The organism is Kitasatospora sp. HPM-01-4, assembly GCF_051374625.1.
Taxonomy (GTDB): Bacteria; Actinomycetota; Actinomycetes; order Streptomycetales; family Streptomycetaceae; genus Kitasatospora.
Genome location: NZ_JBPQGP010000005.1, coordinates 3,166,419 through 3,191,139, shown reverse-complemented (window position 1 = coordinate 3,191,139; position 24,721 = coordinate 3,166,419). Strand labels below are relative to the sequence as shown.

At 71.3% G+C, this 24,721-nt stretch carries 25 protein-coding genes; 21 read left to right on the top strand and 4 right to left on the bottom strand.

The genetic code is table 11. The features are described from left to right. Positions 1–4: 4 nt before the first annotated feature. Complete coding sequence (bcp, locus tag ACSMTC_RS13510) at positions 5–481, bottom strand: thioredoxin-dependent thiol peroxidase (protein WP_436559929.1); 477 nt, start codon at positions 479–481, stop codon at positions 5–7. A 142-nt stretch (positions 482–623) separates the two neighbouring features. On the opposite strand from bcp, the gene ACSMTC_RS13505 reads away from it, so the two are divergent. Next, positions 624–968: a DUF3618 domain-containing protein gene (locus tag ACSMTC_RS13505; RefSeq protein ID WP_436559928.1), complete on the top strand. Its 345-nt coding sequence runs from the start codon at positions 624–626 to the stop codon at positions 966–968. 193 nt (positions 969–1,161) lie between these two features. After that, a complete protein-coding gene (locus ACSMTC_RS13500) occupies positions 1,162–1,464 on the top strand; it encodes a GroES family chaperonin (protein WP_145797298.1) in 303 nt (100 codons plus the stop codon). A 187-nt stretch (positions 1,465–1,651) separates the two neighbouring features. Here ACSMTC_RS13500 and ACSMTC_RS13495 read toward each other — a convergent pair whose 3' ends face one another. Continuing rightward, entirely contained in the window at positions 1,652–2,155 is a 504-nt protein-coding gene (locus ACSMTC_RS13495) for a MarR family winged helix-turn-helix transcriptional regulator (RefSeq protein ID WP_436559927.1), read from the bottom strand. A gap of 124 nt (positions 2,156–2,279) precedes the next feature. On the opposite strand from ACSMTC_RS13495, the gene ACSMTC_RS13490 reads away from it, so the two are divergent. Continuing rightward, the gene (locus ACSMTC_RS13490; protein ID WP_436559926.1) at positions 2,280–3,128 is read left to right on the top strand and encodes an NAD(P)H-binding protein; all 849 of its coding nucleotides are present in this window, start codon (positions 2,280–2,282) and stop codon (positions 3,126–3,128) included. 242 nt (positions 3,129–3,370) lie between these two features. Then, on the top strand, positions 3,371–3,847 hold the full coding sequence (locus ACSMTC_RS13485) for an RICIN domain-containing protein (RefSeq protein ID WP_436559925.1): 477 nt from the start codon (positions 3,371–3,373) through the stop codon (positions 3,845–3,847). 108 nt (positions 3,848–3,955) lie between these two features. Here ACSMTC_RS13485 and ACSMTC_RS13480 read toward each other — a convergent pair whose 3' ends face one another. Then, a complete protein-coding gene (locus ACSMTC_RS13480) occupies positions 3,956–4,918 on the bottom strand; it encodes a DMT family transporter (protein WP_436559924.1) in 963 nt (320 codons plus the stop codon). A gap of 313 nt (positions 4,919–5,231) precedes the next feature. Beyond that, complete coding sequence (locus ACSMTC_RS13475) at positions 5,232–7,604, bottom strand: transglycosylase domain-containing protein (protein ID WP_436559923.1); 2,373 nt, start codon at positions 7,602–7,604, stop codon at positions 5,232–5,234. A 289-nt stretch (positions 7,605–7,893) separates the two neighbouring features. On the opposite strand from ACSMTC_RS13475, the gene ACSMTC_RS13470 reads away from it, so the two are divergent. The 17 genes from ACSMTC_RS13470 to ACSMTC_RS13390 all read left to right on the top strand — a co-directional run bounded on the left by ACSMTC_RS13470 (position 7,894) and on the right by ACSMTC_RS13390 (position 24,696). Further along, complete coding sequence (locus ACSMTC_RS13470) at positions 7,894–8,787, top strand: ABC transporter permease (RefSeq protein ID WP_436559922.1); 894 nt, start codon at positions 7,894–7,896, stop codon at positions 8,785–8,787. A gap of 70 nt (positions 8,788–8,857) precedes the next feature. Next, positions 8,858–9,622: an ABC transporter permease gene (locus tag ACSMTC_RS13465; RefSeq protein ID WP_436564675.1), complete on the top strand. Its 765-nt coding sequence runs from the start codon at positions 8,858–8,860 to the stop codon at positions 9,620–9,622. Between the two features lie 30 nt (positions 9,623–9,652). Then, positions 9,653–10,606 (top strand): ABC transporter ATP-binding protein, encoded by a 954-nt coding sequence (locus tag ACSMTC_RS13460; protein ID WP_436564674.1) that lies wholly within the window; start codon positions 9,653–9,655, stop codon positions 10,604–10,606. Between the two features lie 337 nt (positions 10,607–10,943). Next, a complete protein-coding gene (locus ACSMTC_RS13455; protein WP_436564673.1) occupies positions 10,944–11,975 on the top strand; it encodes a Gfo/Idh/MocA family protein in 1,032 nt (343 codons plus the stop codon). Between the two features lie 108 nt (positions 11,976–12,083). Continuing rightward, positions 12,084–13,160: an inositol-3-phosphate synthase gene (locus ACSMTC_RS13450; protein WP_436559921.1), complete on the top strand. Its 1,077-nt coding sequence runs from the start codon at positions 12,084–12,086 to the stop codon at positions 13,158–13,160. A gap of 23 nt (positions 13,161–13,183) precedes the next feature. Continuing rightward, positions 13,184–13,819 carry a DJ-1/PfpI family protein gene (locus ACSMTC_RS13445; protein WP_436559920.1) on the top strand — a complete coding sequence of 212 codons (636 nt, stop codon included), beginning with the start codon at positions 13,184–13,186 and terminating at the stop codon, positions 13,817–13,819. Beyond that, a complete protein-coding gene (locus tag ACSMTC_RS13440) occupies positions 13,816–14,562 on the top strand; it encodes an SDR family oxidoreductase (protein ID WP_436559919.1) in 747 nt (248 codons plus the stop codon). Before ACSMTC_RS13445 ends, ACSMTC_RS13440 begins: the two co-directional genes overlap by 4 nt. After that, positions 14,559–14,993, top strand: coding sequence for a RidA family protein (locus ACSMTC_RS13435; protein ID WP_436559918.1), 435 nt, complete (start codon positions 14,559–14,561; stop codon positions 14,991–14,993). The genes ACSMTC_RS13440 and ACSMTC_RS13435 overlap by 4 nt, the downstream gene beginning before the upstream one ends. Beyond that, entirely contained in the window at positions 14,990–15,925 is a 936-nt protein-coding gene (locus tag ACSMTC_RS13430; protein WP_436559917.1) for a carbohydrate kinase family protein, read from the top strand. Before ACSMTC_RS13435 ends, ACSMTC_RS13430 begins: the two co-directional genes overlap by 4 nt. 90 nt (positions 15,926–16,015) lie before the next feature. Beyond that, positions 16,016–17,269 carry an adenosylhomocysteinase gene (locus tag ACSMTC_RS13425; protein ID WP_436559916.1) on the top strand — a complete coding sequence of 418 codons (1,254 nt, stop codon included), beginning with the start codon at positions 16,016–16,018 and terminating at the stop codon, positions 17,267–17,269. A 71-nt stretch (positions 17,270–17,340) separates the two neighbouring features. After that, entirely contained in the window at positions 17,341–18,774 is a 1,434-nt protein-coding gene (locus ACSMTC_RS13420; RefSeq protein ID WP_436559915.1) for a phosphohexomutase domain-containing protein, read from the top strand. A gap of 82 nt (positions 18,775–18,856) precedes the next feature. Beyond that, positions 18,857–19,672: an S-methyl-5'-thioadenosine phosphorylase gene (locus ACSMTC_RS13415; protein ID WP_436559914.1), complete on the top strand. Its 816-nt coding sequence runs from the start codon at positions 18,857–18,859 to the stop codon at positions 19,670–19,672. 8 nt (positions 19,673–19,680) lie between these two features. Then, a complete protein-coding gene (locus ACSMTC_RS13410; protein WP_436559913.1) occupies positions 19,681–20,892 on the top strand; it encodes an adenosylhomocysteinase in 1,212 nt (403 codons plus the stop codon). Positions 20,893–20,895: 3 nt separating this feature from the next. Then, positions 20,896–22,107: an adenosylhomocysteinase gene (locus tag ACSMTC_RS13405; RefSeq protein WP_436559912.1), complete on the top strand. Its 1,212-nt coding sequence runs from the start codon at positions 20,896–20,898 to the stop codon at positions 22,105–22,107. Beyond that, on the top strand, positions 22,107–22,796 hold the full coding sequence (locus ACSMTC_RS13400) for a histidine phosphatase family protein (protein WP_436559911.1): 690 nt from the start codon (positions 22,107–22,109) through the stop codon (positions 22,794–22,796). The genes ACSMTC_RS13405 and ACSMTC_RS13400 overlap by 1 nt, the downstream gene beginning before the upstream one ends. Further along, positions 22,793–24,001, top strand: coding sequence for an MFS transporter (locus ACSMTC_RS13395; RefSeq protein WP_436559910.1), 1,209 nt, complete (start codon positions 22,793–22,795; stop codon positions 23,999–24,001). Before ACSMTC_RS13400 ends, ACSMTC_RS13395 begins: the two co-directional genes overlap by 4 nt. Further along, positions 23,998–24,696 carry an HAD family hydrolase gene (locus ACSMTC_RS13390; RefSeq protein ID WP_436559909.1) on the top strand — a complete coding sequence of 233 codons (699 nt, stop codon included), beginning with the start codon at positions 23,998–24,000 and terminating at the stop codon, positions 24,694–24,696. The genes ACSMTC_RS13395 and ACSMTC_RS13390 overlap by 4 nt, the downstream gene beginning before the upstream one ends. Positions 24,697–24,721 lie beyond the last annotated feature (25 nt).

Below are 24,721 nucleotides of genomic sequence, written 5' to 3'. Positions count from 1 at the left end.
GGCGTCAGGCCGCGGCGATCTTCAGATCGCGGAGCAGCTTGGCGACGTGGCCGGTGGCCTTGACGTTGTACAGGGCGTGTTCCACCTTGCCCTGCTCGTCGACGATGACGGTGGAGCGGATCACGCCGACCACGGTCTTGCCGTACATCTGCTTCTCGCCGAACGCGCCGTAGACCGCCAGCACCGACTTGTCGGGGTCGGAGAGCAGGGTGACCTTGAGGTCCTCGGCCTCGCGGAACTTGCCGAGCTTCTCCGGCTTGTCCGGCGAGATGCCGATGACGTCGTACCCGGCGCCGGCGAAGACCTCCAGGTTGTCGGTGAAGTCGCAGGCCTGCTTGGTGCAGCCCGGGGTGAGGGCGGCGGGGTAGAAGTAGACGATCACCTTGCGGCCGAGGTGGTCGGCGAGGGACACCTGCTTGCCGTCGGCGTCGGGCAGGGTGAAGGCGGGAGCGGTGTCGCCGGCCTTGAGGCGCTCACTCACGATGGATCTCCTCGTGGATGGACTGGTGGTCGTACCACGGTCAACTTACCCTCCGACGGTGGGTGGGCCGCGCGGATGGCGGGGGCAGCTGAGAGACTGGCCCTGAAGGACAGGACGAGTGATCAGGTAAGGGGTGGCCCGCGTGGGCAAGGCCGGCACTGAGGACAAGGCGGCACGGACGACCGCCCAGATCGAGGCCGACATCGAGAGGACCCGTAAGCAGCTCGCGGTGAACCTCGACGAGCTCGCCATGCGTGTCCACCCGAGTACGGTGGCGGCGCAGACCAAGGCGAAGATGCGAGCCTCGGTCGAGCAGAAGGCGGGGCGTGCGTACGTCGCGGTGAGCGGTGCCGTCGAGCAGGTGAAGGCGCACTTCACGGACGAGCAGGGCCGGCCGCGGCAGGACCGGATCGTCCCGGCCGCGCTGGTGGGTACCGGTGTGCTGCTGCTGATCGCCTCCGCGCGCAGCGAGCGCAAGCGGGGCTGAGCCGGGCTTCGGACTGCAGCGCGACCAAGGGGCCGGGCACCGGCCCCTTTCGTCTGCCCTGCCGCTCAACGGGTCAACGTCACGGCCGCCGCATGCGCCGGGTACCGTCAGGGGCGTGAGCACGAATGCAGAGCAGAGCCAGCAGCACGAGGCGCCCCGGCACGACCGGCTGGGCGAGAAGCTGCCGATCAAGATGTTGCACGACCGGGTCCTGGTGAAGACCGAGGCGGGCGAGGGCGAACGCCGTTCGACCGGCGGCATCCTCATTCCGGCCACCGCCGAGCTGTCCAAGCGCTGTGCCTGGGCGGAAGCCGTGGCCGTCGGCCAGAGCGTACGTTCGGTGGAGCCCGGTGACCGGGTGCTGTACGACCCGGAGGACAAGCTGGAGGTCGAGGTGCGCGGCGCGACCTACGTGCTGCTGCGCGAGCGTGACCTGCACGCGGTGGCGGCGACCCGCTTCGGTGACACGGAGGGCTCGACCGGCCTCTACCTGTGATCGTGCGGCCGCTTGTTCGGGCCCTTCCCCGGTGACCGGGGGAGGGCCCGACCTCGATCTGCGGCTGCTACGGCTCAGTCAGCAATGTGAGGTGGGCGGCTGCGCTGCGGGACAGGCTGTCGAGGATGGCTTTGCAGAAGTCATGCCCGGCTGAAGCCCGGGCCGACCGGCGCTGTGCCGGCGTGGCTTAGCCGTTCGCCCCGCCGCCGTTCGCGTTGCGCTCGGCGAGGCGGTCGAGGGAGGCGACGTACTTGAGCATCAGGCGGGCGAATTCGAGGCGGTCGCGCTCGTTCCAGTCGGCGGTGATGTAGTCGTAGGCGTCGCGCTGGTGGCGGCGCAGGCGGGCGATCAGGTCGGTGCCGGCCGGGCTGAGGTGGAGGACCGTCCGGCGGCCGTCCTGCTGGGAGGCGGCGCGGGTCAGGTAGCCGGCCTTGATGTTGTCGCCGACCATGCGGCTGGCCACCGACGGGTCCACGCCGAGGAGTTCGGCCACCGCGCCGACGGTGATCTCCGCCTCGGAGTCGCGGGTGTGCTGTTCGACGAGGTTCAGGACCAGGGTGCGGCTGAGGTCCTTGGCCGAGATCGGGTTCTCGACCTCCAGGAGCGAGGTGCGGCGCAGCTTGCCGAACGCCGGGCCCACGGCGTTCAGGAGGTCCTCGGCCGTGTGGTCGTCCGGTTCGTTCGTCGTCATGACCTCCATCCTAATGTCCATGAGCAGTGGCAAGAATGTGTTGACTGGCAATTATATGCATGCCAGCATGCATATGTGTCGCGGCAAGCGGCTGCGCACTGAGTCTCATGCGGGGGAAACACCCATGACCATCCTCGTCACCGGCGCTCGCGGCAAGGTCGCCCGCGCCGTCCTCGACCGGCTGCACGCTGCCGGCCTGCCGGTCCGCGCCGCCAGCGCCAGGCCCGCCGACCTTGCCGTCCCGGACGGTGTCGAGACCGCCGGACTCGTCCTCGACCGGCCGGAGACCTTCGCCGCCGCGCTCGACGGCGTGCGCCAGGTCTTCCTCTACCCGGAGCCCGCCGGCATCGGCGCCTTCACCGAGGCCGCCCGTGCGGCCGGCGTCGAGTGCGTCGTGCTGCTCTCGTCCTCATCCGTCCTCGCGCCCGATGCCGAGACCGACCCGCTCGCCTCGCACAACCTCGGCGTCGAGCGCGCCCTCACCGCGAGCGGTCTGCCGTGCACCTTCCTGCGCGCGGGTGCCTTCGCCGGCAACGCGTTCGCCTGGGCGCACCCGATCGGCCACGGCCTGCCGGTCCAACTCGCCTACCCCGAGGCGTCCGTGGCGCCGATCCATGCCGAGGACATCGCCGACGTCGCCGTCGAGGCGCTGACCGGTACGGCCCTGCGCGGCCGCGCCGTCACCCTCACCGGCCCGCAGGCGCTGACCTTCCGCGAGCAACTCGCCGTCCTGGCCGAGGTGTTGGGCTGTGACATCGCCGTCCAGAGCATCAGCCGGGCCGAGGCCGAGGAGCAGATGGCACGATTCATGCCGCCGGTGATCATCGGCTCCCTGCTCAACTTCTGGGCCGCCGCCTCGGCCGCCCCCGCCACCATCGCCGACACCACCGGGACTCTGCTCGGCACCCCGGCCCGCACCTTCCGGCAGTGGGCCGTCGAGAACGCGTCCGCCTTCACTGCCCAGGGGGAGTGACCTCCGTCCATGAAGCCCGTCGTTTACGGAGGCGCCCCAGGACCGGGAGGTGGCGTCGACGAGGTCCTGCGGCTCACTCGTCGGTGCGGTCGTGCTGCTGCAACGGGGTGAAGCCGGGCCGTTCGCGCGACCCCGGGGGAGCGGGGGAGCCGACGCTTGGGCGGACAGGTAGACCTCCCACACAGAGAGGTGGCTTCGTGCGTGCTTCTTCCAAGGCTTGGCGTGCGCTGACCGTGCTGGGCATGGCGGTTGCCGCCATGGCGCCGTTCACCGCGGCACAGGCGACCCAGGTCGTCGACATCCGGCAGGGCGGTGAGTTCGAGATCCGGACGTTCGCCGACAAGTGCTTCGACGTGAGGGGTGGCAGTCCGGCGGACGATACGCCGGTCATCCAGTACGTCTGTACCGGGCGGTTCAACCAGCGGTTCAGGATCCTGCCGGTCGGTGACGGTGAGTTCGAGATCCGGACGTTCGCCGACAAGTGCCTCGATGTGAGGGGCGGCGGCTCGGCGGACGATACGCCGGTCATCCAGTACGTCTGTACCGGGCGGTTCAACCAGCGGTTCAGGATCCTGCCGGTCGGCGTCGGTGAGTTCGAGATCCGGACCTTTGCCGACAAGTGCTTCGATGTGAGGGGTGGCAGTTCGGCGGACGATACGCCGGTCATCCAGTACCGCTGCACCGGCGGGGCCAACCAGCGGTTCAGGATCGTGACGTAGCGGCCGCCCGCCCGGCTTCGGACCCGCACTGCCCGGTCGGGCGGTGCGGGTCCGGCTCTGTCAGGGCCTATCCGGCCGGCGGTGGCCGCGTCCGGGTACGGGGACGGGTCACCCGGTGGCGGGCGCCGGCCGGGTGCGGACGGCGAGGCGGGCCTCGGCGAGGGCGAGGCCGGTGACCGAGGCGAGGAGGACGGCGGTGCCGGCCACGGTCGCGGCGGTGAGGTGTTCGCCGAGCAGGGCGACCGCGATCACCGTGGCGCTGACCGGCTCGATCAGGGCGATCACCGAGGCGGTGGTGGCCCGGACCGTCGCGGCGCCGGCGAAGTACAGCGCGTACCCGAGTGCGGTGGGAACGGCGGCGATGTACAGCAGCAGGGCGAGGGTGCGGCCGAGTCCGGCCGAGTGCGGCCACAGGCCCTCGGCGGCGGCGAACGGGAACAGGCAGACGGCGCAGACCGCGAAGGACCGGACGGTGGTGGCGAAGGCGTCCGAGGGCCGGCCGGTCCGGCCCTGCCTGCGGGTGTGCAGGGTGATGCAGGCGTAGCCGGCCGCGGAGAGCAGGGCCCAGACGATGCCGGCGGGGCGGACTTCGCCGCTGCCGCCGCCGTCCCCGAGGACCAGGACGGCGAGGCCCGTCAGTGCGCCGGTCACCGCGACGGTGCCGGTACCGCCGATCCGTTCGCCCATGGTGACCCGGGCGCCGAGGGCGATCATGACGGGTGCCGCGCCGAGGGTGACCACGGTGGCCACGGCCAGCCCGGTGCCCTGGACGGCTTCGAAGTAGGCGGCCTGGAAGAGGGTCAGGCCGAGGCCGTTGACCAGGGTGTCGGTGATCCGGCGGCGGCGCGGTTGCGCGGGCGCGGCCGGGGTGCGGCGGCGGGTGGCCCGGGAGGCGAGCAGCAGCAGGGCCAGCCCGCCGAGGGAGCGCCAGAAGGTGAGGGCCAGCGGGCCCAGGCCGCTGCCGTCGAAGCAGAGTGCGGCGGCCGCGCCGGCGGTGCCCCAGGAGGTGGCGGCGAAGGCGATGTAGAGCAGGCCCCGTCCGGTGGACAGGGTGGGTACGGCAGAAGACACGGGTGTTCTCCCACGGAAGACTCGGATGTCGGTCGTGTGCTCCGGCTGCGGGCAGCAACGACCGTCCCGGGGGGCTAGCGCGCCCGGGTCGGGTCCTCAGTGGCCTGCCGCCCGCTCAGGCGGCAGGAGGTGGCAGAACTCCGCGATGCATGGCGGACACCCTACTCCTCGCCGGTCTCTGGCCGGGATGCCGTTTCACGGGCTGGACGCCGCAGCACGGCCCGGATGCCGGTGGGTGGCCCGGCCGCCGGAGTACGGGCCGGAGTACGGGCCGGAGCAGGGGCCGGAGCAGAGGGGCGGCTCATGCGGCGGATCACTGACCGGCCCATGACTCGGCTTCCGACGTGGGCCACGGGTCGGGGAGGGACGGTACGGCGGAGGGGGACGGATGACGGCTCGGGGGGCGGGTCGCGGTCGGGGTGTGGCGGGGCGGGGGAGCGGGCGTGCGGGAGGACTGGGCGGGGTGCGCCGCGGGCGGGGCCGGCGCGGGTGCCGGTGCGTGCGGTCCGGCCGGTGCCGGGGGGCGGGGCCTGGCCGGTGCCGGGCGGGGCGGCAGGGCCTCGGCGGGCTGGTTGTCCCGGTCCAGCTGGAGGTCGAAGGACGAGACCGGGGTGGAGCGCAGCGCGCTGCCCATGTAGGCGGTCCAGATCGAGGTGGGGAAGGCGCCGCCGTTGATCCGGGCGAGGCCGGCCGTCCCGGAGAGCGGCAGTTTGGCGTGGGTCTTCGGGTCCTCGCGGAACAGGCCGACGGCGGTGGCGAGTTCGGGGGTGTAGCCGGCGAACCAGGCGGACCGGTTGCTGTCGGTGGTGCCGGTCTTCCCGGCGGCCGGTCGGTTGAGGTCGAGCGCGAGGGCACCGGTGCCGCTGGGGCTGACCACGTCCTCCAGTACGTCGGTGACGGCGTCGGCGGTGCCCCGGGCGACGGCGGTGCGGGTGGGGTGGCCGGGCAGCTTGGGGACCTCGCTGCCGCCGGCCCGCTCCAGCCTGAGGACCGGCCAAGGGGCGATCGCCTGGCCGTGGTTGGCGAAGGTGGCGTACGCGGCGGCGAGGTCGATCGCGCTGGGGGTGGCGGTGCCCAGTGTCATGGAGGTGTTGGCGGGGTCCATGCCGGGGACGGTGTCGGGGATGCCGAGTCTCACGGCGGTCTGCCGGACTTCGGCCAGTCCGACGTCCACGCCTTCCTGGGCGTAGACGGAGTTGACGGACTTCATCATGGCGTAGCGGAGGGTGACGTCACCGTAGTCGACGTCGTCCTCGTTGGACGGCGAGTAGGCGGTCGGGCCGCCGGCGACGGACAGGCCGCTGTCGCCGTCGTACAGGGTCTCGGTGGTGATCCGGTGGCCGTACTGGGTGGTGTGGTCGCCTTCCAGTCCGGCGGCCAGGTCGATCGGCTTGAAGGTGGAGCCGACCTGGTTGTCCTGCCGGGTGGCGTCGTTGAAGGGCTGGCTGGCGTAGTCGGGGCCGCCGTAGACGGCGACGATCCGGCCGGTGGCGGGGTCGATCGAGGCGCCGGCCACCCGGACGTGGGTGTCGGAGTCGGGGCGGGCCCTGGGGTCGAGTTCGGACGTCAGCCGGCTTCGGACGGCGGCCACGAAGGCGTCCTGCTTGGCCTTGTCGAAGGTGGTGGTGATCTTCCAGCCGCCGGCCTTTAGGCTGGCGGTGTCCAGTACGCCGGTGCCGGCCAGGTAGTCGTCGACGATGCCGACCAGGTAGCCCGCCTGCCCGCTCAGGCCCTTGGTGGGCTGCGGGTCCAGCGGTTCGGGGAAGGTGAGCGAGGCGCGCTCGGTGGGGCGCAGGACGCCCATCGAGACCATGCCGTCCAGGACGTAGTTCCAGCGGGCGACGGCCTTGCCGCGGTTGGCGGGGGTGCCGGTCCTGACGTCGTACGCGCTCGGGGCCTGCAGCAGGGTGGCCAGGTAGGCGCCTTGGGCGAGGGTCAGTTTCGTCGCGTCCACTCCGTAGTAGGCGTGGGCGGCGGTCTGGATGCCGTAGGCGTTGCGGCCGAAGTAGCTGGTGTTGAGGTAGCCGGCCAGGATGTCGTCCTTGCCCTGCTGCTGGTCGACCTTGAGCGAGATGAACAGCTCCTTGACCTTGCGGGTGATGGTCTGGTCCTGGGTCAGGTAGAGGTTCTTGACGTACTGCTGGGTGATGGTGGAGCCGCCCTGGAAGCCCTTGCCGCTGGCGGCCACGCCCTGGAGGTTGCGCCAGGCGGCGCGGAGCATGCCCTTGAGGTCGACGCCCTTGTTCCGGTAGAAGGAGCGGTCCTCGGCGGAGACCACGGCGTGCCGAAGGGCCGGTGGGATCTGGCCGATCGCCACGGGATCGCGGTTCACCTCGCCGGTGCGGGCCAGTTCGGTGGTGCCGTCGGCGTAGTAGTAGACGGTGCTCCGGGCCACCGCGCGGGCGTTCGGGTCCGGGACGGGGACCAGCAGGTAGAGCGTCACGAAGGCCGCGATGCCCAGGAGGAGCAGGGACAGCAGGCCGCCGACCGTCATCCGCCAGGTGGGCACCAGGCGGCGCCAGTGGGGGAGGGCCCGGCGGCGGGCCCGGCGGGCGGTGCGTCTGGCGCGGCGGCGGTCGCGGCGCGAGCCCTCGGCGCGGTCCTCGCGCTCCAGCGGGTCGTGCGGGCTCGGGGTGTGCGATGGCGTGCTTCCGGCGACGGGGTGGTCCGGCGACTCCAGGCTCATGGGGGGATTATGGGTGATTTGGTGCGTAATCAGCCGTTTTTGCGGCGGATTGGAGTAAGGCTGGCTCCTCGCGCCCCGGGGGGCTTGCGGGCGGGTAAAAGCGGCTGCGCGGCCTGCCCGGCGGCGCTACGGTGAAAGGTGAAAACCGCATAGCGCACAGGAAGAGTCCGCAGCTCCGCCCGCGCCCCGCCACCCCCGGGGGTCCGCCGGTCGGAGCCGTTCGACGCTGCGCGTGTGCATGCGGGGAGTCGCGGAGTACCGCGCGATGAAAAGTCGACAAGGAGACAATATGGACACCTCTGTGGAGATCTCCGTGCAGCTCAGACCGGATGACGGGGTGCGGGAGCCGGATGCCGGCCGGGAGGCCGGGTGGCGCGGCGCCGTACGGCTCTACCCGGCCATCGCCAAGGGCGCGTTCCGCCGCTACTCCACCTACCGCGCGGCCACCGTCGCGGGCGCGGTCACCAACACCGTCTTCGGCTTCATCCTCGCCTACACCTTCCTCGCGCTCTGGCGGGCCAGGCCGGGACTCGGCGGCTACGACACCGCACAGGCCGTCAGCTACATCTGGATCAGCCAGTCCCTGCTGGTCACCGTCGCGGTCTGGGGCGGCGGCTTCCAGGACGAGGTCCAGGAGCGGTTCCGCAGCGGGGACATCGCCATCGACCTCTACCGTCCGGTGGACTTCCAGGGCTGGTGGCTGGCCACCGACCTCGGCCGCGCCGCCTTCCACCTGTTCGCCCGGGGCCTGGCGCCCACCCTGGCGGGCTCGCTCGCCTTCGACCTCGCGCTGCCCGCCGACCCGCTGGTCTGGGCCCTCTTCCTGCTCGCCGTGCTGTTCGCCGTCCTGGTCAGCTTCGGCCTGCGCTTCCTGGTCTCGCTCACCGGCTTCTGGCTGCACGACTCGGAGGGCATCCGGGCGGTGACGCTGGTGGTCGCCATGTTCTTCTCCGGGATGCTGCTGCCGATCGGCCTCTTCCCCGGCTGGCTCGGCGAACTCGCCCATGTGCTGCCCTGGGCGGCACTGATCCAGATCCCCACCGACATCCTGCTGGAACGCCGCACCGGCTTCGCCGTGCTCGCCGGACTCGGCTTCCAGCTGCTGTGGGCCGTCCTGCTGCTCGCCGCCGGCCGCGCCGCCCAGCTGCTCGCGGCCCGCAAGGTGGTGGTCCAGGGTGGCTGAACTCCTCGTGGCCGAAGGGAGGTCGGCCAGGGCGCGCTGGGCGCTGCGCTCCTGGTTCCTGGTCGCCGCCATGTGGACCCGCGCCATCATGGCCTACCGGGCCTCCTTCTACCTGATGCTCATCGCCAACTTCGCCGTCACCTCGCTGGACTTCGTCGTACTGCTGCTGATGTTCCGGCACACCGACCGCCTCGGCGGCTGGTCGCTGCCCGAACTCGGCTTCCTGTACGGGACTTCGGGCCTGGCCCTGGGACTGGCCAACCTGTTCGTCGGCAGTGTGGACGCCCTCGGCGACCGGATCCGCACCGGCACCCTCGACACCATGCTGATCCGGCCCGCGCCCGCGCTCGCCCAACTCTGCGCCGAGCGCTTCTCGTTGCGCCGTCTCGGCCGCCCGTTCCAGGCCGCCGCCGTGCTGGCCTGGTCGCTCACCGCACTGCCGGTGCACTGGAGCGCCGACCGGGTGCTGCTGGTGCCGCTGATGCTGGCCTCCGGCACGGTGATCTTCGGCGCCATCTTCGTCGGGGGCGCCACCCTGCAGTTCTGGTGGGGCGAGGCCAGGGAGCTGCAGAACTCCCTGACCTACGGCGGCGCCACGCTGATCCACTACCCGCCGACCGTCTTCGCCAAGGAACTCGTCGCCGGAGCCGTCTTCGGTGTGCCCCTGGCCTTCGTCAACTGGCTGCCGTCGCTGCGCATCCTCGGCAAGCCCGACCCGCTCGGCCTGCCCACCGCCTTCCAGTACGCCTCCCCCCTCGCCGCCGCGCTCTGCGTCCTGGCCGCCGCACTGGCCTGGCGGGCCGGGCTGCGCGCATACCGGGGAACCGGCAACTGACCTTCACCGCAGAGGAGTTCAACCGTGAGCATGATCGAACTGCAGGATGTCCGGCGCAGCTTCACCGTCCGCACCAGGGCCGGACGGCTGCGCCGGGAGAAGCGCGAGGTGCACGCCGTGGACGGGCTCACCTTCGGCATCGACGCCGGGGAGTGCGTCGGCTACATCGGTCCCAACGGGGCCGGCAAGTCCACCACCATCAAGATGCTCACCGGCATCCTGGTGCCCAGCAGCGGACGCCTGCGGGTCGCCGGGGTCGATCCGGCGCGTGAACGCGTCAGGCTGGCCAGGCGGATCGGCGTGGTCTTCGGCCAGCGCACCACGCTCTGGTGGGACCTGCCGCTGCGCGACAGCTACGAGCTGGCGCGCCGGATCTACCGGATCCCCGACGCCCGGTACCGGGCCAACCTCGACCGCTGCGTCGAACTGCTGGACCTGGGCGGCCTGTTGGACACCCCGGTGCGCCAGCTCTCGCTCGGGCAGCGGATGCGGGGGGACCTGGCCGCCGCCCTGCTGCACGATCCGCAGGTGCTCTACCTGGACGAGCCGACCATCGGCCTCGACGTGGTCAGCAAGGCCCGGGTCCGGGAGTTCCTGCGCGAGGTCAACACCGAGCGGCGGACCACCGTGCTGCTCACCACCCACGACCTGGTCGACATCGAGCAGTTGTGCGGCCGGGTGATGGTGATCGACCACGGCCGGGTGGTCTACGACGGTAGCCTGGAGGGCCTGCACGCCGCCGGGCGGAGCGAGCGCACCCTGGTGGTCGACCTCGCCGAGGCCGGGCCCGCGATCGAGGTCGCCGGGGCGCGGGTGGTCAGGGTCGAGGGCCCGCGGCAGTGGCTCGCCTTCCCCGCCCGGACCAGCGCCGCGCCCATCGTCGCCGCCGTCGCGGACCGCTACCCGCTCGCTGACCTCTCGGTCCGCGAGCCGGCGATCGAGGACGTCATCGCCCGGATGTACGCGGAGGTCGCGATCGGCTGAGCCCGGCTTCCCGAGGCCCCGGCGGACGCTCCGGCGGGGCCTCACGCTCGCCCGCCGGTCGGCCGCGATGAGCGGCCGGCACCCCGTGCAAGATCAACAACCTCGGCAAGCGATCAGAACCGGTCATGCATTGGTCAAAACCGGCCACCGGACCGGTTTGCAAAGGTCACGGACTTGCAGGTCAGTGCACATGTGCCGCTTGCGTTCCGTTTAAACCACCAAAGATCGCTTGAGTCGGCCGAATGGTTCATATAACTTACAAGAGCACGGCCGGGGTGCGCCCCGGAGATCAGCAAGCACCTTCGTAATGCACCGAGAGGGAAGCACGTTGCGCTTCATGTTGGTCGGAGCCGGTTTTGGGGAGACGCATCTCGGGTGGTTAACCGAGTGCACGGATGCCTCCGTCGAGGTTCTGGGTTACCAGAAGAACAAGGCGCGCGCGCTTGACCTGGCTGAGCGGTACGGTGTGCCGCAGGTAAGCGATGATCCAATTCAGGCCATAGCCGACGGCGGTATCGACGCGTTGGCCGTGGTCAGTCCTCCCGACACGCACGAAGCGCTCATCAGTGCGGGGCTGGAGGCCGGCCTGCTCGTCTTCAGTGACAAGCCGCTGGCCAGCAGTGCCCAGGCCACCGCGCTCCTCGTCGAACGGGCCAAGGCCGCCGCGAACGGCGCCTTCGTCACCTTCCAGTGGCGGGTGAACCCCGGTCTGCGTCGACTGCGCGAGGTGTGCGCCCAGGGCGATCTCGGCACCGTGGTGCGGGTCGACCTGGAGTTCCACCACGACTTCCTGGCCGGGCCGACCACCGCCTGGCCCTGGCGCCACCGGCGTGAGACCGCCGGTGCGGGCACCCTGGGGGACCAGGGTGTGCACATGTTCGACCTCCTCGGATGGCTGGCGCCCGGCGCCTGGTCCGTGGTGGCGGGCACTTCCTCGGTGGCCTGGCCGCGGCGCTCCCATGAGGGCGGCGTGGTGGAGTGCGAGACCGAGGACATCGCCGATGTGCTGCTGGCCGACACGGACGGCCCGGCGCGGGCCCGTGTGCTGGTGTCGAGGGTCTCGGCGGGGCGCCGGGCGCTGCGCGTGGTGGTGCACGGGACGAAGGGGTACGCCGTGCTGTCCGCGAACCCGGACAGTGGCAGCGCGACCCTCACCGTGGTCACCGGGGAGCCTCTCGCACCTTCGGTGACGAATTTCGGGCCGCACTCGATGAACCCCTACGAATTCGTTCTCACCCGCATCGCTCGCGGTGTCGAGATGGATTCGACCGGTGTCGCCGACTTCTCCGCCGGGCATGCCGCGCAGCTTCTCCTCGAAGAAGCTCTGGAGCGCGGCTGCGGTAATCCTGGAATTGTCCAGGAATTCTGATTCTGATTGTTTGCGGAAGTCGGCGTTTATATCCACCCTCCGGTGTGGATTTGCAGGATGATGATGCACTCCTTAACTTATTCCTGATAAAAGGTATCGGTGACACACATGGCAGAATCGATTCGCCTTGCTGTCGCGGGCGTCGGCAACAACATTTCCGCGCTCTTCCAGGGAGCGGAGCTGTACCGCAAGATGAGTGCCGAGGGAGTCGCCGAGGCTGACTTCCCCGGTATCAAGCGGCCCCGTATCGGTGGCATAGGTGTCAGCGACCTGACGTTCGTCGCGGCTTTCGACCTCCACCCGAACAAGGTCGGTGTCCCGTTCAAGGACGCCGCCCTGGCCGAGCCGAACAACTACCCGCTCCTGGGCGTCGAGCTTCCGGACCCGGGCTTCTCGGTGGACGCCGGCCTGACCGAGGAGGACGCGGACCCGTCCTCGCCGGCCTTCCGCCGCATCGTCGAGCGGCTGCGCGAGAGCAAGGCCGAGGTTCTGCTGTACTCGCTCCCCACCGGCCTGCAGTGGGCGGCCATCGCCTACGCCCGCGCCGCGCTGGAGGCGAAGGTCGCGTTCGTCAACTGCACCCCCGAGCTGGTCGCTCGGACGCCCGAGCTGCTCGAGGAGTTCGAGAAGGCCGGCGTCCCGCTGATCGGTGACGACCTGGCGAGCCACCTGGGCACCTCGGTCGTGCACCGGGCGCTGCTGGGGCTGCTCAGCGAGCGCGGTCTCTCCCTCGCCAGCTCCTACCAGCTGAACCTGGGCGGCAACGAGGACTTCCGCAACCTGCGGGAGCGCGGCGCCAGCAAGCGTCAGTCCAAGATCAACGCCCTTGCGCAGGAGGGCGTCGACACCAGCAACGTCGAGGTCATCCCCTCCGCCGGCTACGTGGCCCACCTGAAGGACCACAAGGTCGCGATGCTGAACATCGAGGGCCTCGGCTGGGCGGGCACCCCGGTGTCGATCGACCTCAAGCTCAAGGTGCAGGACTCCAGCAACGCGGCCGGTGTGATCATCGACCTCATCCGCATCGCGGCCGCCGCCCGGCGGGTCGGCTTCGGCGGCTTCTCCGCCGCGGCGGTGAAGGTGCTCAAGTCCCCGGCCGGCGGTCACCCCAGCTACACCAGCGAGGACGTCGCCGAGGCGTACCGCCAGCTGGACGCCGTGACCGAGGCGATGGCCGAGAAGTGACCGGGACACCACCGGAGCCGGACATGCGGACGGACGTCATCGAGGTCGTGCTCCTGGCCTACCCGCAGGTCGACGAGCTGGACCTGTTCGGGGGGTACTCGGTGCTCGCCAAGGCCGCTTCCCTGAGCGGAGAGAGCTCGCGGGGGCCCAGGCTGGACGTCCGTATCGTGGCGAGCGAACCGCAGGTGACCGGCTCCGGTGGTGTGCGGTTCGCCGTGGACGACGGGCTCGACGCGGCCGCGACAGCCGGCGTCGTCGTGGTCCCGGGCGGCCGCGGTGCGCAGAACGCTTCAGCGGAACCGGAGTTGACCGATCTGCTGCGGGCCGCCGACGCCCGGGGGGCCGCGATCTACGCGGTGTGCTCCGGCGCGCTCCTCGTCGCCGGGGCCGGCCTGGCGCGGGAGCGCCGTATCGCGGTGCACCACACCAAGGGGGACCTGCTGCGGAGCTATCCCGTGGGCGAGGTCGCCCAGGGGCTGGTGCGGGACGGCCGGATCCGCTCGGTGGGCGGCGACCCGAGCACTTCGGTGAAGTCCGTCGATCTGGCCTTCCAGATCCTGGCCGACTTCGCACCCGAGCTGGTCGAGCCCGTCTCGACCAGGATGGAGACCACCCCCGGCCGGGTCCTCGCCAACGATGTCCGGGAGGACCGGACATGACGGCGAGACGGGGATGGGTGCTGGTGACCGGCGCGAGCCGGGGCATCGGCGGGGCCACTGCGATGGCGCTCGCAGGACGGGGTTTCGACCTCGTCCTGTGGGCCCGCAGTGCCGACGCGCTCGCCGACACGGCCGAGCAGGCCCGCGCGCTGGGGGCCCGGGTGCGGACCGCCACGGTCGACGTGGGCGACGCCGGGCAGGTCGCGTCGGCCGCGGAGTCGATCGACGCGGCCGAGGGACTGGCCGGGCTGGTGCTCAACGCGGGCCGCGGTGTGTGGTCCCCGCTGGCGGACATCGACCCCGAGGACTGGTCCGCGACCATCAGGACCAACCTCGACGGCACCTACCACGTACTGCGCGAGACGCTCCCGCATCTCATCGCGCACGGACACGGGCTGCTGGTGGGGATGCTCTCGGACTCGGTGCTGCACCCCTTCGCCGAACGGGCCGCGTACTCCGCGTCCAAGTCGGGGATGAGCGCGCTGCTGGAGGTCGTCCGGCGGGAGGTGCGGGCGAGCGGAGTCCGCGTGAGCGCGGTGCTTCCGAGCAGGGTGGACACCTACTTCCAGGGCAGTCAGGCCGAGGCCGGCCCCGGAACACGGGAAGGCGCACTCACCGCGGCCGAGGTGGCCGAGGTCGTCGCCGGACTGTTCGAGCTACCGCCCAACGTCGAGATCAGACAGGTCCAGCTGGCCGCCATGACCTCCACCTACGGACTCTTCCCGGAAAGGGTTGTGCTTTGACGACCGACGTGACGGCCATCGTTCCGGACGGGCACTCGAAACCGATCGGCCTGTACTCACCGGGTGTGGCGCTCTCCGTGTCCGCCACGGACAGGCTGGTCTTCGTCAGCGGCCAGGTCGCCACCGACGACCAGGGCAACGTCCTCGCGCCGGGTGACGCCGGAGCACAGGCCGAGATCGTCTTCGAGCGCATCCGGCAGGTGCTCAACGGTGCGGGCGCGGACCTCGCCGACCTCGTCAACCTGGTCATCTACGTGCACGACGTGGCACGGGACTTCAAGGCGGTCTCCACCGTGCGCAACCGGGTGCTGAGCCGCCCGGCGCCCGCGAGCACGCTGGTCGAGGTCTCCCGGCTGGCCGAGGAGGGCTGCCTGGTGGAGATCAGCGGCATCGCGGTCGTCTCCGGCGACGGGGCGAGGCAGGCTCGGTGACCGACGTGGTGCTGCCACAGGCGGCCGGGCAGGCGTTACGGGAGACGGCCGCGAAGGCCCGGGTCCTGGTCATCGGTTCGCTCAACGTCGACCTGATCCTGAACGTGGACTCCGAGCCGCCCGACGAGGGCGCGGTGCTGGTCCGCAAGGCCACCACGGACGTCGGCGGGCACGCCGGCAACTGCGCCTCGGCCCTGGCCGCCCTGGGGATGTCGGTGAGCCTGGTCGCGGCGGTCGGCACCGACGCCGACGGCGATCTGCTGCTGGCCGACCTGCTGCGGCGCGGGGTGGACGTCTCCGGCGTGCGGAGGTACGAGCAGGAGCCCACGGGCCGGGTCGTGATCCCGGTGTTCGGCGAGAAGCACTACATGCTGCTGTCCCGGGGCGCCAACGAGCTGCTGACCGCGTCCGACGTACAGGACGCGGCGCTGCGGCAGGACTTCGACGCCGTCATGCTGTTCGACCCGAGCCGGGAGGTGCTTCGGGAGATCGAGCGCGTGACCGCCAAGATGGCCTCGGCGCCGATCCTGTGCTGGACGCCCGGCGGCATCTACTCCCGCGACCCCGTCGCCGAGCAGGTGGTGCCGCACTGCGACGTGCTCTTCCTCAACCGTGCCGAACACGGCGACCTGGCAGAGCGGTTGCCCGCCATCGAGTCGGACGCCCTGCGCCCGGAGCTGGTGCTGACCTCCGGTGAGAACGGCTCCGCGCTGCGCCACCGGGGCTCGGAGTGGGCCGTCCCGGCAAGACGCGTGCCCGTCGTCGATCCGACCGGGGCGGGCGATGCCTTCTCCGCCGCTTATCTGCTCGCCCGGTTGGCCGGGCTGGAGCCCGTCCAACGACTGGCCGTCGCCAACGCGAGCGGAGCGCTCGCGGTCGGTGCGGTCGGTGCCCGTGGTCGGCTCGCCCGGCTTCCCGATCTGGTGCCGTGACGTGGGCCTCCGTCCATCGGACCTCGTCCGCACCCCAGTAGCCCGACAGTGACCCGGCTGTCGAATACAAGGAAAGAGAGCACTCGACCCATGAGCATGCTGCGTGACCCCCTGCTCGCCGACGCGGGCAAACTCAAGATCGACTACTCGGCGAGCCGGATGCCGGTCCTGGCGGCGCTGACGGAGCGTTTCGCGGAGTCCAAGCCGTTCCTCGGGCAGCGGATCGCGGCGTGCCTGCACGTGACGACCGAGACCGCGAACATGTGCAAGGCGCTGGTCGCCGGCGGTGCGGAGCTCGCGCTGTGTGCCTCGAACCCGCTGTCCACCAAGGACGATGTCGCCGCCTCCATCCAGCGGGACCTCGGCGCCGAGGTGTTCGCGATCCGCGGCTGCGACCGTGACACCTTCTACAAGCAGGTGCAGGGTGTGCTGGGCATCCGGCCGACCATCATCGTCGACGACGGGGCCGACCTCACCACGAAGATCCACAACGATCACCCGGAGCTGCTGGAGAACATCATCGGCGGCACCGAGGTGACGTCGACCGGTGTCCTGCGGATCCGCAACATGGCCAAGGACGGCGCCCTGCGCTACCCGGTCCTGCCGACCAACGACGCTGCCACCAAGCACCTGTTCGACAACCGGTACGGCACCGGGCAGAACACCATCGACGGCATCCTGCGTGGCACGAACATCCTGCTCGCCGGGTCGACCGTGGTCGTCGTCGGCTACGGCTGGTGCGGCCGCGGCGTGGCGATGCGGGCCCGCGGCATGGGCGCGCAGGTGATCGTCACCGAGGTCGACCCGATCCGCGCGCTGGAGGCCAAGCTGGACGGCCTGCAGGTGATGACCATCGACCAGGCCGCCCCGCTGGGCGACGTCTTCGTCACCGTCACGGGCAACCGCGACGCCATCACCCTCGCCCACATGCAGCGGATGAGGAGCGGCGCCGTCGTCGCCAACTCGGGCCACTTCGACGTGGAGATCGCCGTCGCCGCGCTGGCGGAGGCCGCCGTCAGCCGGCAGGAGATCCGCCCCAACTGCGTCGAGTACAAGCTGTCCGACGGCAAGAGCATCCTCCTGCTCGCCGAGGGCCGGCTGGTGGGTCAGGCCGCCGCCGAGGCGCACCCCGCCGAGGTGATGGACATGACCTTCGCCACCCAGGCCCTCGCGGTGAAGTACCTCGTGGAGAACGCCGCCGGTCTCAGCCCCGACGTGCACGAGATCCCGCGCTGGATCGAGAACACGGTGGCCCAGGCCAAGCTGGACGCCTACGGCATCGAGATCGACCGGCTCACCGACAGCCAGACCGGCTACCTGACCGACTGGCGCGTCGGCACCTGATCAACCGAAGGGGCCTGATCACGGAAACCCCCTGATCAGGAAGGCGTCGGCATCCGAGCCGGGAACGGGACATGACTGAGATGAACACGGCACTGCGGCTGCGGTCGAGTGCCGACGGCTGGCGCGGGGTGATCGGCGAGAGCTTCACCCCGGCCTCTGCGGGCCTGCTGGCCGGATGCGTGGTCGAGGTCGTCGCGAACTCCCCGAGGGTGCTCGTCACCCATGACGGGCGCCGGTTCGGCGCACAGGCGGCACAGGCGGTCGTTCGGGCCGCTCAGGCCGCCGGAGCCCGGCAGGTGCGGCTGGTGCCGCACCTGCCGACCCCCACCGCCACCGCCGCGGTGCGGCTCGGCGAGGCCGACCTCGCACTGCTGGTGACGGCGAGTCACAACCCGCCCCGCTGGAACGGGTTGAAGGTGAAGGCGGCGCCTGGCTGTCCGCCGCCGAAGGCCGTGGAGCGGGCCACCGACGAGCTGTTCGGCCGTCGGCTCCAGGACGCCCTCGCAGGGGCGGGAGCCGACGCCGATCCGGTGGCGGAGGCGGAGGGCGGGGACGCGGTCGTGGGGCGGCACATCGAGGAGGTGCTCTCCCGGCTCCCCCGGCGCCCGGCCAGGCGGCTGAGCGTCGTGGTCGACGGACTGGGCGGCATCGCGGGCGGTCCCACCGCCCGGCTGTGCTCCGAGCTGAACTGGGACGTCCACGCCGTCGGACACCTCCCCGCCCCCGACTTCGGCGGGCTGGTGCCCGACCCCTCCGTCCCGGCCTCGCGCCGGCGGGTGACCGGCGAGGTGCTCGACCGGGGCGCGGACCTCGGCATCGTCCTGGACGGCGACGGTGACCGGGTGTACGTCGTGGACGAGCGGGGGCGGACCGTGCAGTCGCACGAACTGCTCGCGCTGCTGCTGGAGCACCGGCACCGTGCGGGCTACGGTACGCCGCGGCGCGGTGTCGCCGTGACCGCGTCCGCCGGCACCGCGGTGCGCCGGGTGGCCCGGTGGATCGGCGCCCCGGTGAAGGAGTTCGGGATCGGCTTCAAGCACCTGTCGCCGCAGCTCGCCGCCGGGCTGGCGGACGCCGCCGGCGGGAGCGTCGGCGACCTGGCGTTCGCCGAGTACGGCGTGGACCGCGATCCGTTCGCGGCGATCGCGCTCTTCGCGGACCTGCTCGGTGCCACCGAACTCTCGGTGGCGAGCCTGCTCGACGACCTGCGGGCCCGGGTGGGCGATCTGAGCTGGTTCGAGGCGAAGGTGGACGGCGTCGCGGACAACGCCGCGCTGCGCGAGGCGGGCCTGAAGGCCCTCGCCGAGAGCCGGCTGGACCGCTCCGTGTCGGCCGTCACCGAGACCGACGGGGTCAAGTTCTGGCTCGGCCGGGGCCAGTGGCTGCTCCTGCGGCCCTCGTCCACCGAGGGCGGGGTCCGGATCTACGGCGAGTTCCTCGCCGAGTCCGCCGCCGACGGCCTCGCCCAGCGTGTGGTCGAAGCGGTCGGAACCGGCCTTTCCTGAACGCTACTTGCCATCGCGCATGGATAAGTGGCCCATGTTTTTTATCAATTGACGAAGTTTCATATGTGCAAGGAGTACGTACATGTCCGAAGCGACGATAGCGATCATCGGCGGCACCGGTTTCTACAAATTCCTGGACGGTGCCAAGGAGGTGGAGGTCTCCACCCCCTACGGTGAGACCAGCGCGCCGATCAGCATCGCGGAGGTTGCCGGGCAGAAGGTCGCCTTCCTGCCGCGGCACGGCCGCAACCACGACTACCTGCCCGCCAATGTGCCCTACCGCGCCAACCTGTGGGCGCTGAAGGAGATCGGCGTTCGGCAGATCGTGGCGTTCAACACGGTCGGCAGCCTCCAGCGGGACTACCGCAAGGGGGACTTCGTCCTCGTCGACCAATTCGTCGACCGGACGACGGGCCGTGCGGACACCTTCTTCGAGGGCAGCGCGGCGGCGCACATCAGCTCGGCCGTGCCCTACTGCGGCCGGATGCGCTCGCTGGCCGCCGAGGCGCTGGTCGGCGCCGACGCGACGGTGCACCCCAGCGGCACCATGGTGGTGATCCAGGGGCCGCGCTTCTCGACCACCGCCGAGAGCCGCTGGTTCAGCTCGCAGGGCTGGCACCTGGTCAACATGACCCAGTACCCCGAGGTCGTGCTGGCCCGGGAGCTGGAGCTCTGCTACGCCAACCTCTCCTACATCACCGACTACGACGTCGCCGCGGCCGAGGTCATCGCCGGCGAGGAGGCCGAGGCGGTCTCGCACGAGGGCGTGCTCAAGGCGTTCAGCGCGGACTCGGACCGGGTGCTGGACATCGTCCGCCGTCTGGTGAAGGCGCTGCCCGAGAGTGTGGAAGGCGTCGACTGCGGCTGCCAGACCGCCCTGTCGGGGGCGCGCACATGAGCCTGCGGGTGACTTCTCCGTCGGCCGAACTCGTCCGGCGCGGACGGGAGTCGCTTGACTTCGCCCGGAGCCAGATGCCGGTACTGGACGCCATCCAGGCCGAGGCCGCCGTGAACCGGCCGCTCGAGGGGCACCGCATCAGCGGCTGCATCCACCTCACCAAGGAGACCGGCGTACTGGTCGAGCTGCTGCTCGCCGCCGGCGCGGAGGTCGCCTGGACCGGCGGCGACGAGGTGTCCACCCAGGACGACGTCGCCGCCGCGCTGGCCGACCAGGGCGTCAGGGTCTTCGGCCGGCGGGGCATCACCACCCGGCAGGTCGAGGAGGCCGCGGCGGAGGCCCTCACCGCCTTCCCGTCCGGGCCGACCCTGGTGCTGGACAACGGCAGCCGGCTGATCGAGACGGTCCTCGGCGACCGCGCCCGGTTCCCCGAGCTGCTGGCCGCCACCGAGAAGACCACCGAGGGAAGCCGGCGGGTCCGCGAGTGGAACCGGCAGGGCCGCCTGGACTTCCCGGTGGTGACGGTCAACGACATCGTCACCAAGTGGGAGGTGGACAACACCTACGGAACCGGCCAGTCCACCGTGGACGGAATCCTCCGGGCCACCGGCGCGCTGATCGCCGGCAAGCGGTTCGTCGTCGTGGGCTTCGGCCACGTCGGCCGCGGCGTGGCGCTGCGGGCCGCCGGTCTGGGCGCGCGGGTCATCGTGACCTGCCGCAGCGCGACCACCGCGGTCCAGGCCAGGCTGGCCGGGTACGAGGTGCTGCCGCTGCGGCAGGCGGCGGCGGTCGCCGACATCCTGTGCACGGCGACGGGGTACCCGGACGTGGTCAGGGGACACCACCTCGACCTCCTGCCCAGCGGGGCGGTGCTCTGCAACACCGGGCACTCGGTGACCGAGATCAACCTGGCCGACCTCCAGGCGCGGACCGAGGAGGTCCGTGAGGTGAGGCCGCACGTCCGCAGGCACGTCCTGGCCGGCGGACGCTACGTCGACCTGCTCTCGGGCGGCGGACTGGTCAACCTCGACGCGGCCGAGGGGAACCCGAGCGAGGTCATGGACGTGACCTTCGCCAACCAGGCGCTGGCCGCCCTTCGGCTGGGCCGGGACGCGGCCGCGCTGCAGCCCGGTCTGCACGAGGTGAGCGGCGAGCAGGACCAGGAGGTCGCGCGCCGCAAGCTCGTCGCGATGGGCATCGACTACGACGGAACGGAGTGAAGCATGGTTGAGGAAGCTGAGAGCAGCCGACTCAGCGGCGCTGCGGTCCGGTTGGAGCTGGCGGGTGACCGGATGGCGGTACTGGCCGCCATCCGGAGCGACCTCGGCCCGGACAAGCCGCTCGGCGGCCAGCGCATCGCGCTCTGCGGGCATGTCACGGCCGAGACGGCCGTGCAGGTCAACACGCTGGTGGAGCTCGGTGCCGAGCTGGTGTGGGCCGCGTCGAGCACCAGCACGACCGACGACGACATCGCCGAGCTGGTGCGCCGGTCCGGTGTGGTCGTGCACGGACGCCGCGGGATGAGCGAGGAGGACCTCAGGCTCGGGGCGCTCGCGGCCCTGCGCGCCTGGCCGCAGGGCCCCACGATGGTGCTCGACGAGGGCGCGGTGATGATCCGCGCGCTCCACGGCGAACTGGCCGACGTGCCCGCGCCGGTGCTGGCCTCGGAGAAGACGCCGGACGGCCTCACCGTCCTCGAGGACCTGGACAAGCTGCGCTTTCCCGTGGTCAAGAGCGACGAGTCGTTCGGCAAGCACGCGGTGGACAACCCGCACGGGACCGCTCAGTCGCTGGTGGAGACCATCGCCACGGTCAGCGGGAGGATGCTGGCCGGCAAGGTGTTCGTCGTCGCCGGCTACGGCCGGGTGGGCACCGGGGTCGCGGCCAAGGCGCGCGGCCTCGGCGCCCGGGTGATCGTCACCGAGGTCGATGCCACCAGGGCGCTGCTGGCCGTGCTGGACGGCTTCGAGGTCCTGCCGATGGCGAAGGCCGCGGCGGTGGGCGACTTCTTCTGCACCGTGACGGGAGCGGCCGGGGTCATCCACCGCGAGCACTTCGCGGTGATGAAGTCCGGTGCGGTGCTGGCCAACGGCGGACACCTCCCGGTGGAGCTGGACGTCGCGGCGCTGTACGGGATGACGAAGCGCCAGCCGTTGTCACCGCAGGGCACCGAGATCCTCGAGCTGGACGACGGCCGGAAGCTGACCCTCCTCGGCGGCGGCAACATCGTCAATCTCGCCGCCGGCCGGGGCAACGCCAGCGAGGTCATGGACGTCACCTTCGCCAGCCAGGTGCTCGCACTGCTCAACGTCCTGCCCCAGGCGTCTGCGCTGGCACCCGGACTGCACCCGCTGCCCCCGGAGTGCGACGAGTACGTCGCCAGGGCGCTGGCCTCGTCGCTGGGCATCGACCTCAGCGCGGACGAGGACAGCTGATGGACCAGAGTCAGGCGGCCGTGGCCGGGCTGCGCGGCCGGGTCGTACTGATCCGGCACGGCCAGACGCGGTGCACGGTCCAGGGCCGGTTCTGCGGGGCGCACGAGGGTGAACTCACCGAGGTCGGCCGCGAGATGGCCGGGCTGGCCGCACTGCACCCCGCGCTGGACGGTATCGGCGCGGTGGTGTCCAGCCCGTCCACGCGCGCGGTCCACACGGCGGAGGCGATCGCCGCCGCACGGGGGCTTCCCGTCCTGCTCGACGAGCGGCTGCGTGAGCTGTCGTTCGGGGAGTGGGAGGACCGCCTGCCCGGCGACCTGGAGGACCGGCAGGCGCTGGAGCGCTGGGAGTCCGATCCCGCCCTCTTCACCCCGCCGGGCGGCGAGTCCGGACTGGAGGTCGCCGCGCGGGCGGTCGCGGCGGTGCGTGACGCGGCACTCGCCGCGCCGGCGGTGGCCGTGGTCACCCACAAGGCGCCGGTCCGTCTGGTCCTGTCCTTCTTCCTCGGGCTCCCGCCGTCGCGTTACCGGGAGATCGGCAACGTGGCGGTCGGCTCGGTGTCGCACCTGCACATGAAGGGCGACCGCACGGTCCTGAAGGCCATCGGCGACGTCTCGCACCTCCCCAAGGAGTGGCGTGGGAACCCGGACCTGGCCGCACCGCTGCGCCTGCCCGAGGGGGCCCGGTGACGCGGACGGGAGCGCGGGACGGCTCCCTGCGGGCCGCACTGGTGCTCGCCTTCGGACTGACGCTGCTGCACATGCCCAGTGGGCTGCCCGCCCCGCTCTACCCGCTGTACGAGAACACGATGGGCATCACGTCGGCGACGGTCAGCATGCTCTTCGCGACCTACGTGGTGGGCGTGCTGGCCGGGCTCGTGCTGGTGCCGCTGACCATCCGGCAGCGGTACGTCCTGGTGAGCGCGTGCGGGCTCTCGATCCTCGCCGACCTGCTGTTCCTGGCCGCGACCGGACCGGCCGCACTGTTCGGGGGGCACCTTCTCCAGGGCGTGGTGCTCGGCCTGTTCACCGGTGTGGTCCCGGTACTGCTCGCGGAACTGGACATGTCGGGCGTCAACAAGACGGTGGGCCGCCTCACCACCTCCGCGAACGCGGTCGGCCTGGCGGCCGGCCCGCTGTGGAGCGGGGTGCTGCTGCAGTACGCGCCATGGCGCGGCGAGCTCGTGTGGGTGATCCAGATCGCCGCGACGCTGGCGATCATGCCGTTCATGCGGATCCCGGCCGGCCTCGGTCAGGACACCGGGGAACGCGTCCCGCTGCGCCGCGTCCTGGGCGCGCTCACCGGAGGGTGGTCCGGTCCCGCCGCGCTGCTCGCGGGCTTCTGCGCCTTCTCCTCCGGCGGCCTGCTCGCCTCGTTGGGGTCGGTGGTGCTGGACTCCGTCATCGGCGTCGGCAACGGGGCGGTCGAAGGCGTACTGGTCTCCGTCTGCTTCGTCCTGTCGGCGGTCGCGGGCGCCATGCGGCTGCGGCGCAGTGACATCGCGGCCATCAGGCTGGGCCTGGTGTGGACCGCGGTCGGCTCGCTGGCACTGATAGCCGCCGTCGAACTGTCGAGCCTGGCCGTCATGGCGGCCGCGGCGGTGATCTGCGGTGTGGGCCAGGGGTTCGGGCTGCAGGGTGCCATCCAGCTCATCGCGGTCCAGAGCGACGCCGCCAGCAGGGGGAAGGCGGTCTCGTTCTTCTTCATCTGGTGCTATCTCGGCACGACCATCGCCAGTTTCGGCGTGGGAGCCGTCATCACCGTGGCCGGTCTGGGCGCTTCGTTCAACGGCTACTCGGGTCTGGTCGCGGTGCTGTGCGCCGCCGGACTGGTGTGCTGCTCCGGCGCCGCACGGCGGGAACGCCAGGACTCGTATCTTGAGGAGGCAGTGTGACCGGGCGGGTGATCGTGGATCACATCGTGTGGGACTGGAACGGCACTCTCTTCGGCGACAACCGGGCCCTCATCGACTCGACGATCGATGCTTTCGACGCCATGGGCCTCCCGCCCGTCACCCGGGCCGCGTACCAGCGGCACTTCACCCAGCCGATCCCGGTCTTCTACGACCGGCTGGCCGGCCGGACGCTGACGGCGACCGAGCAGAGCATGCTGGACCGGCACTTCCAGGAGTCGTACGCGCGGCGCCGCGGAAGCATCGAGCTGACGCATGACGCCGCCGACGCGCTGGAGTCGTGGAAGCAGTCGGGCGGCGGCCAGTCGCTGCTGTCGATGCACCCCCACGAGAGGCTGGTGCCGCTGGTGCAGAAGATGGGCATCTTCGACTACTTCGCCGAAGTGGACGGGCTGGTCGGCACGCAGGCGGGACGGAAGGCTCCGCACCTCGACCGCCATCTCGCGAAGCTCGGCGTCAGCCCGGACCGGGTCCTCATGATCGGGGACAGCGCGGACGACGCCGTGGCGGCCGAGGCGTGCGGAGTGTCCTGCATGCTCTACCACCCCGGCGAGGACGCCCTGCACGAGCTCGACCACCTCAGGGGCATGTCCGTCCCGGTGGCCGGCAGTCTGCTGGGCGCCGTGGCCGATCTGCTCGCCGTCAGGTCGGCCGACTCGGACTGCTTCGTCCGCTGAGGTCCCCACCGGACCGGACGCGGCG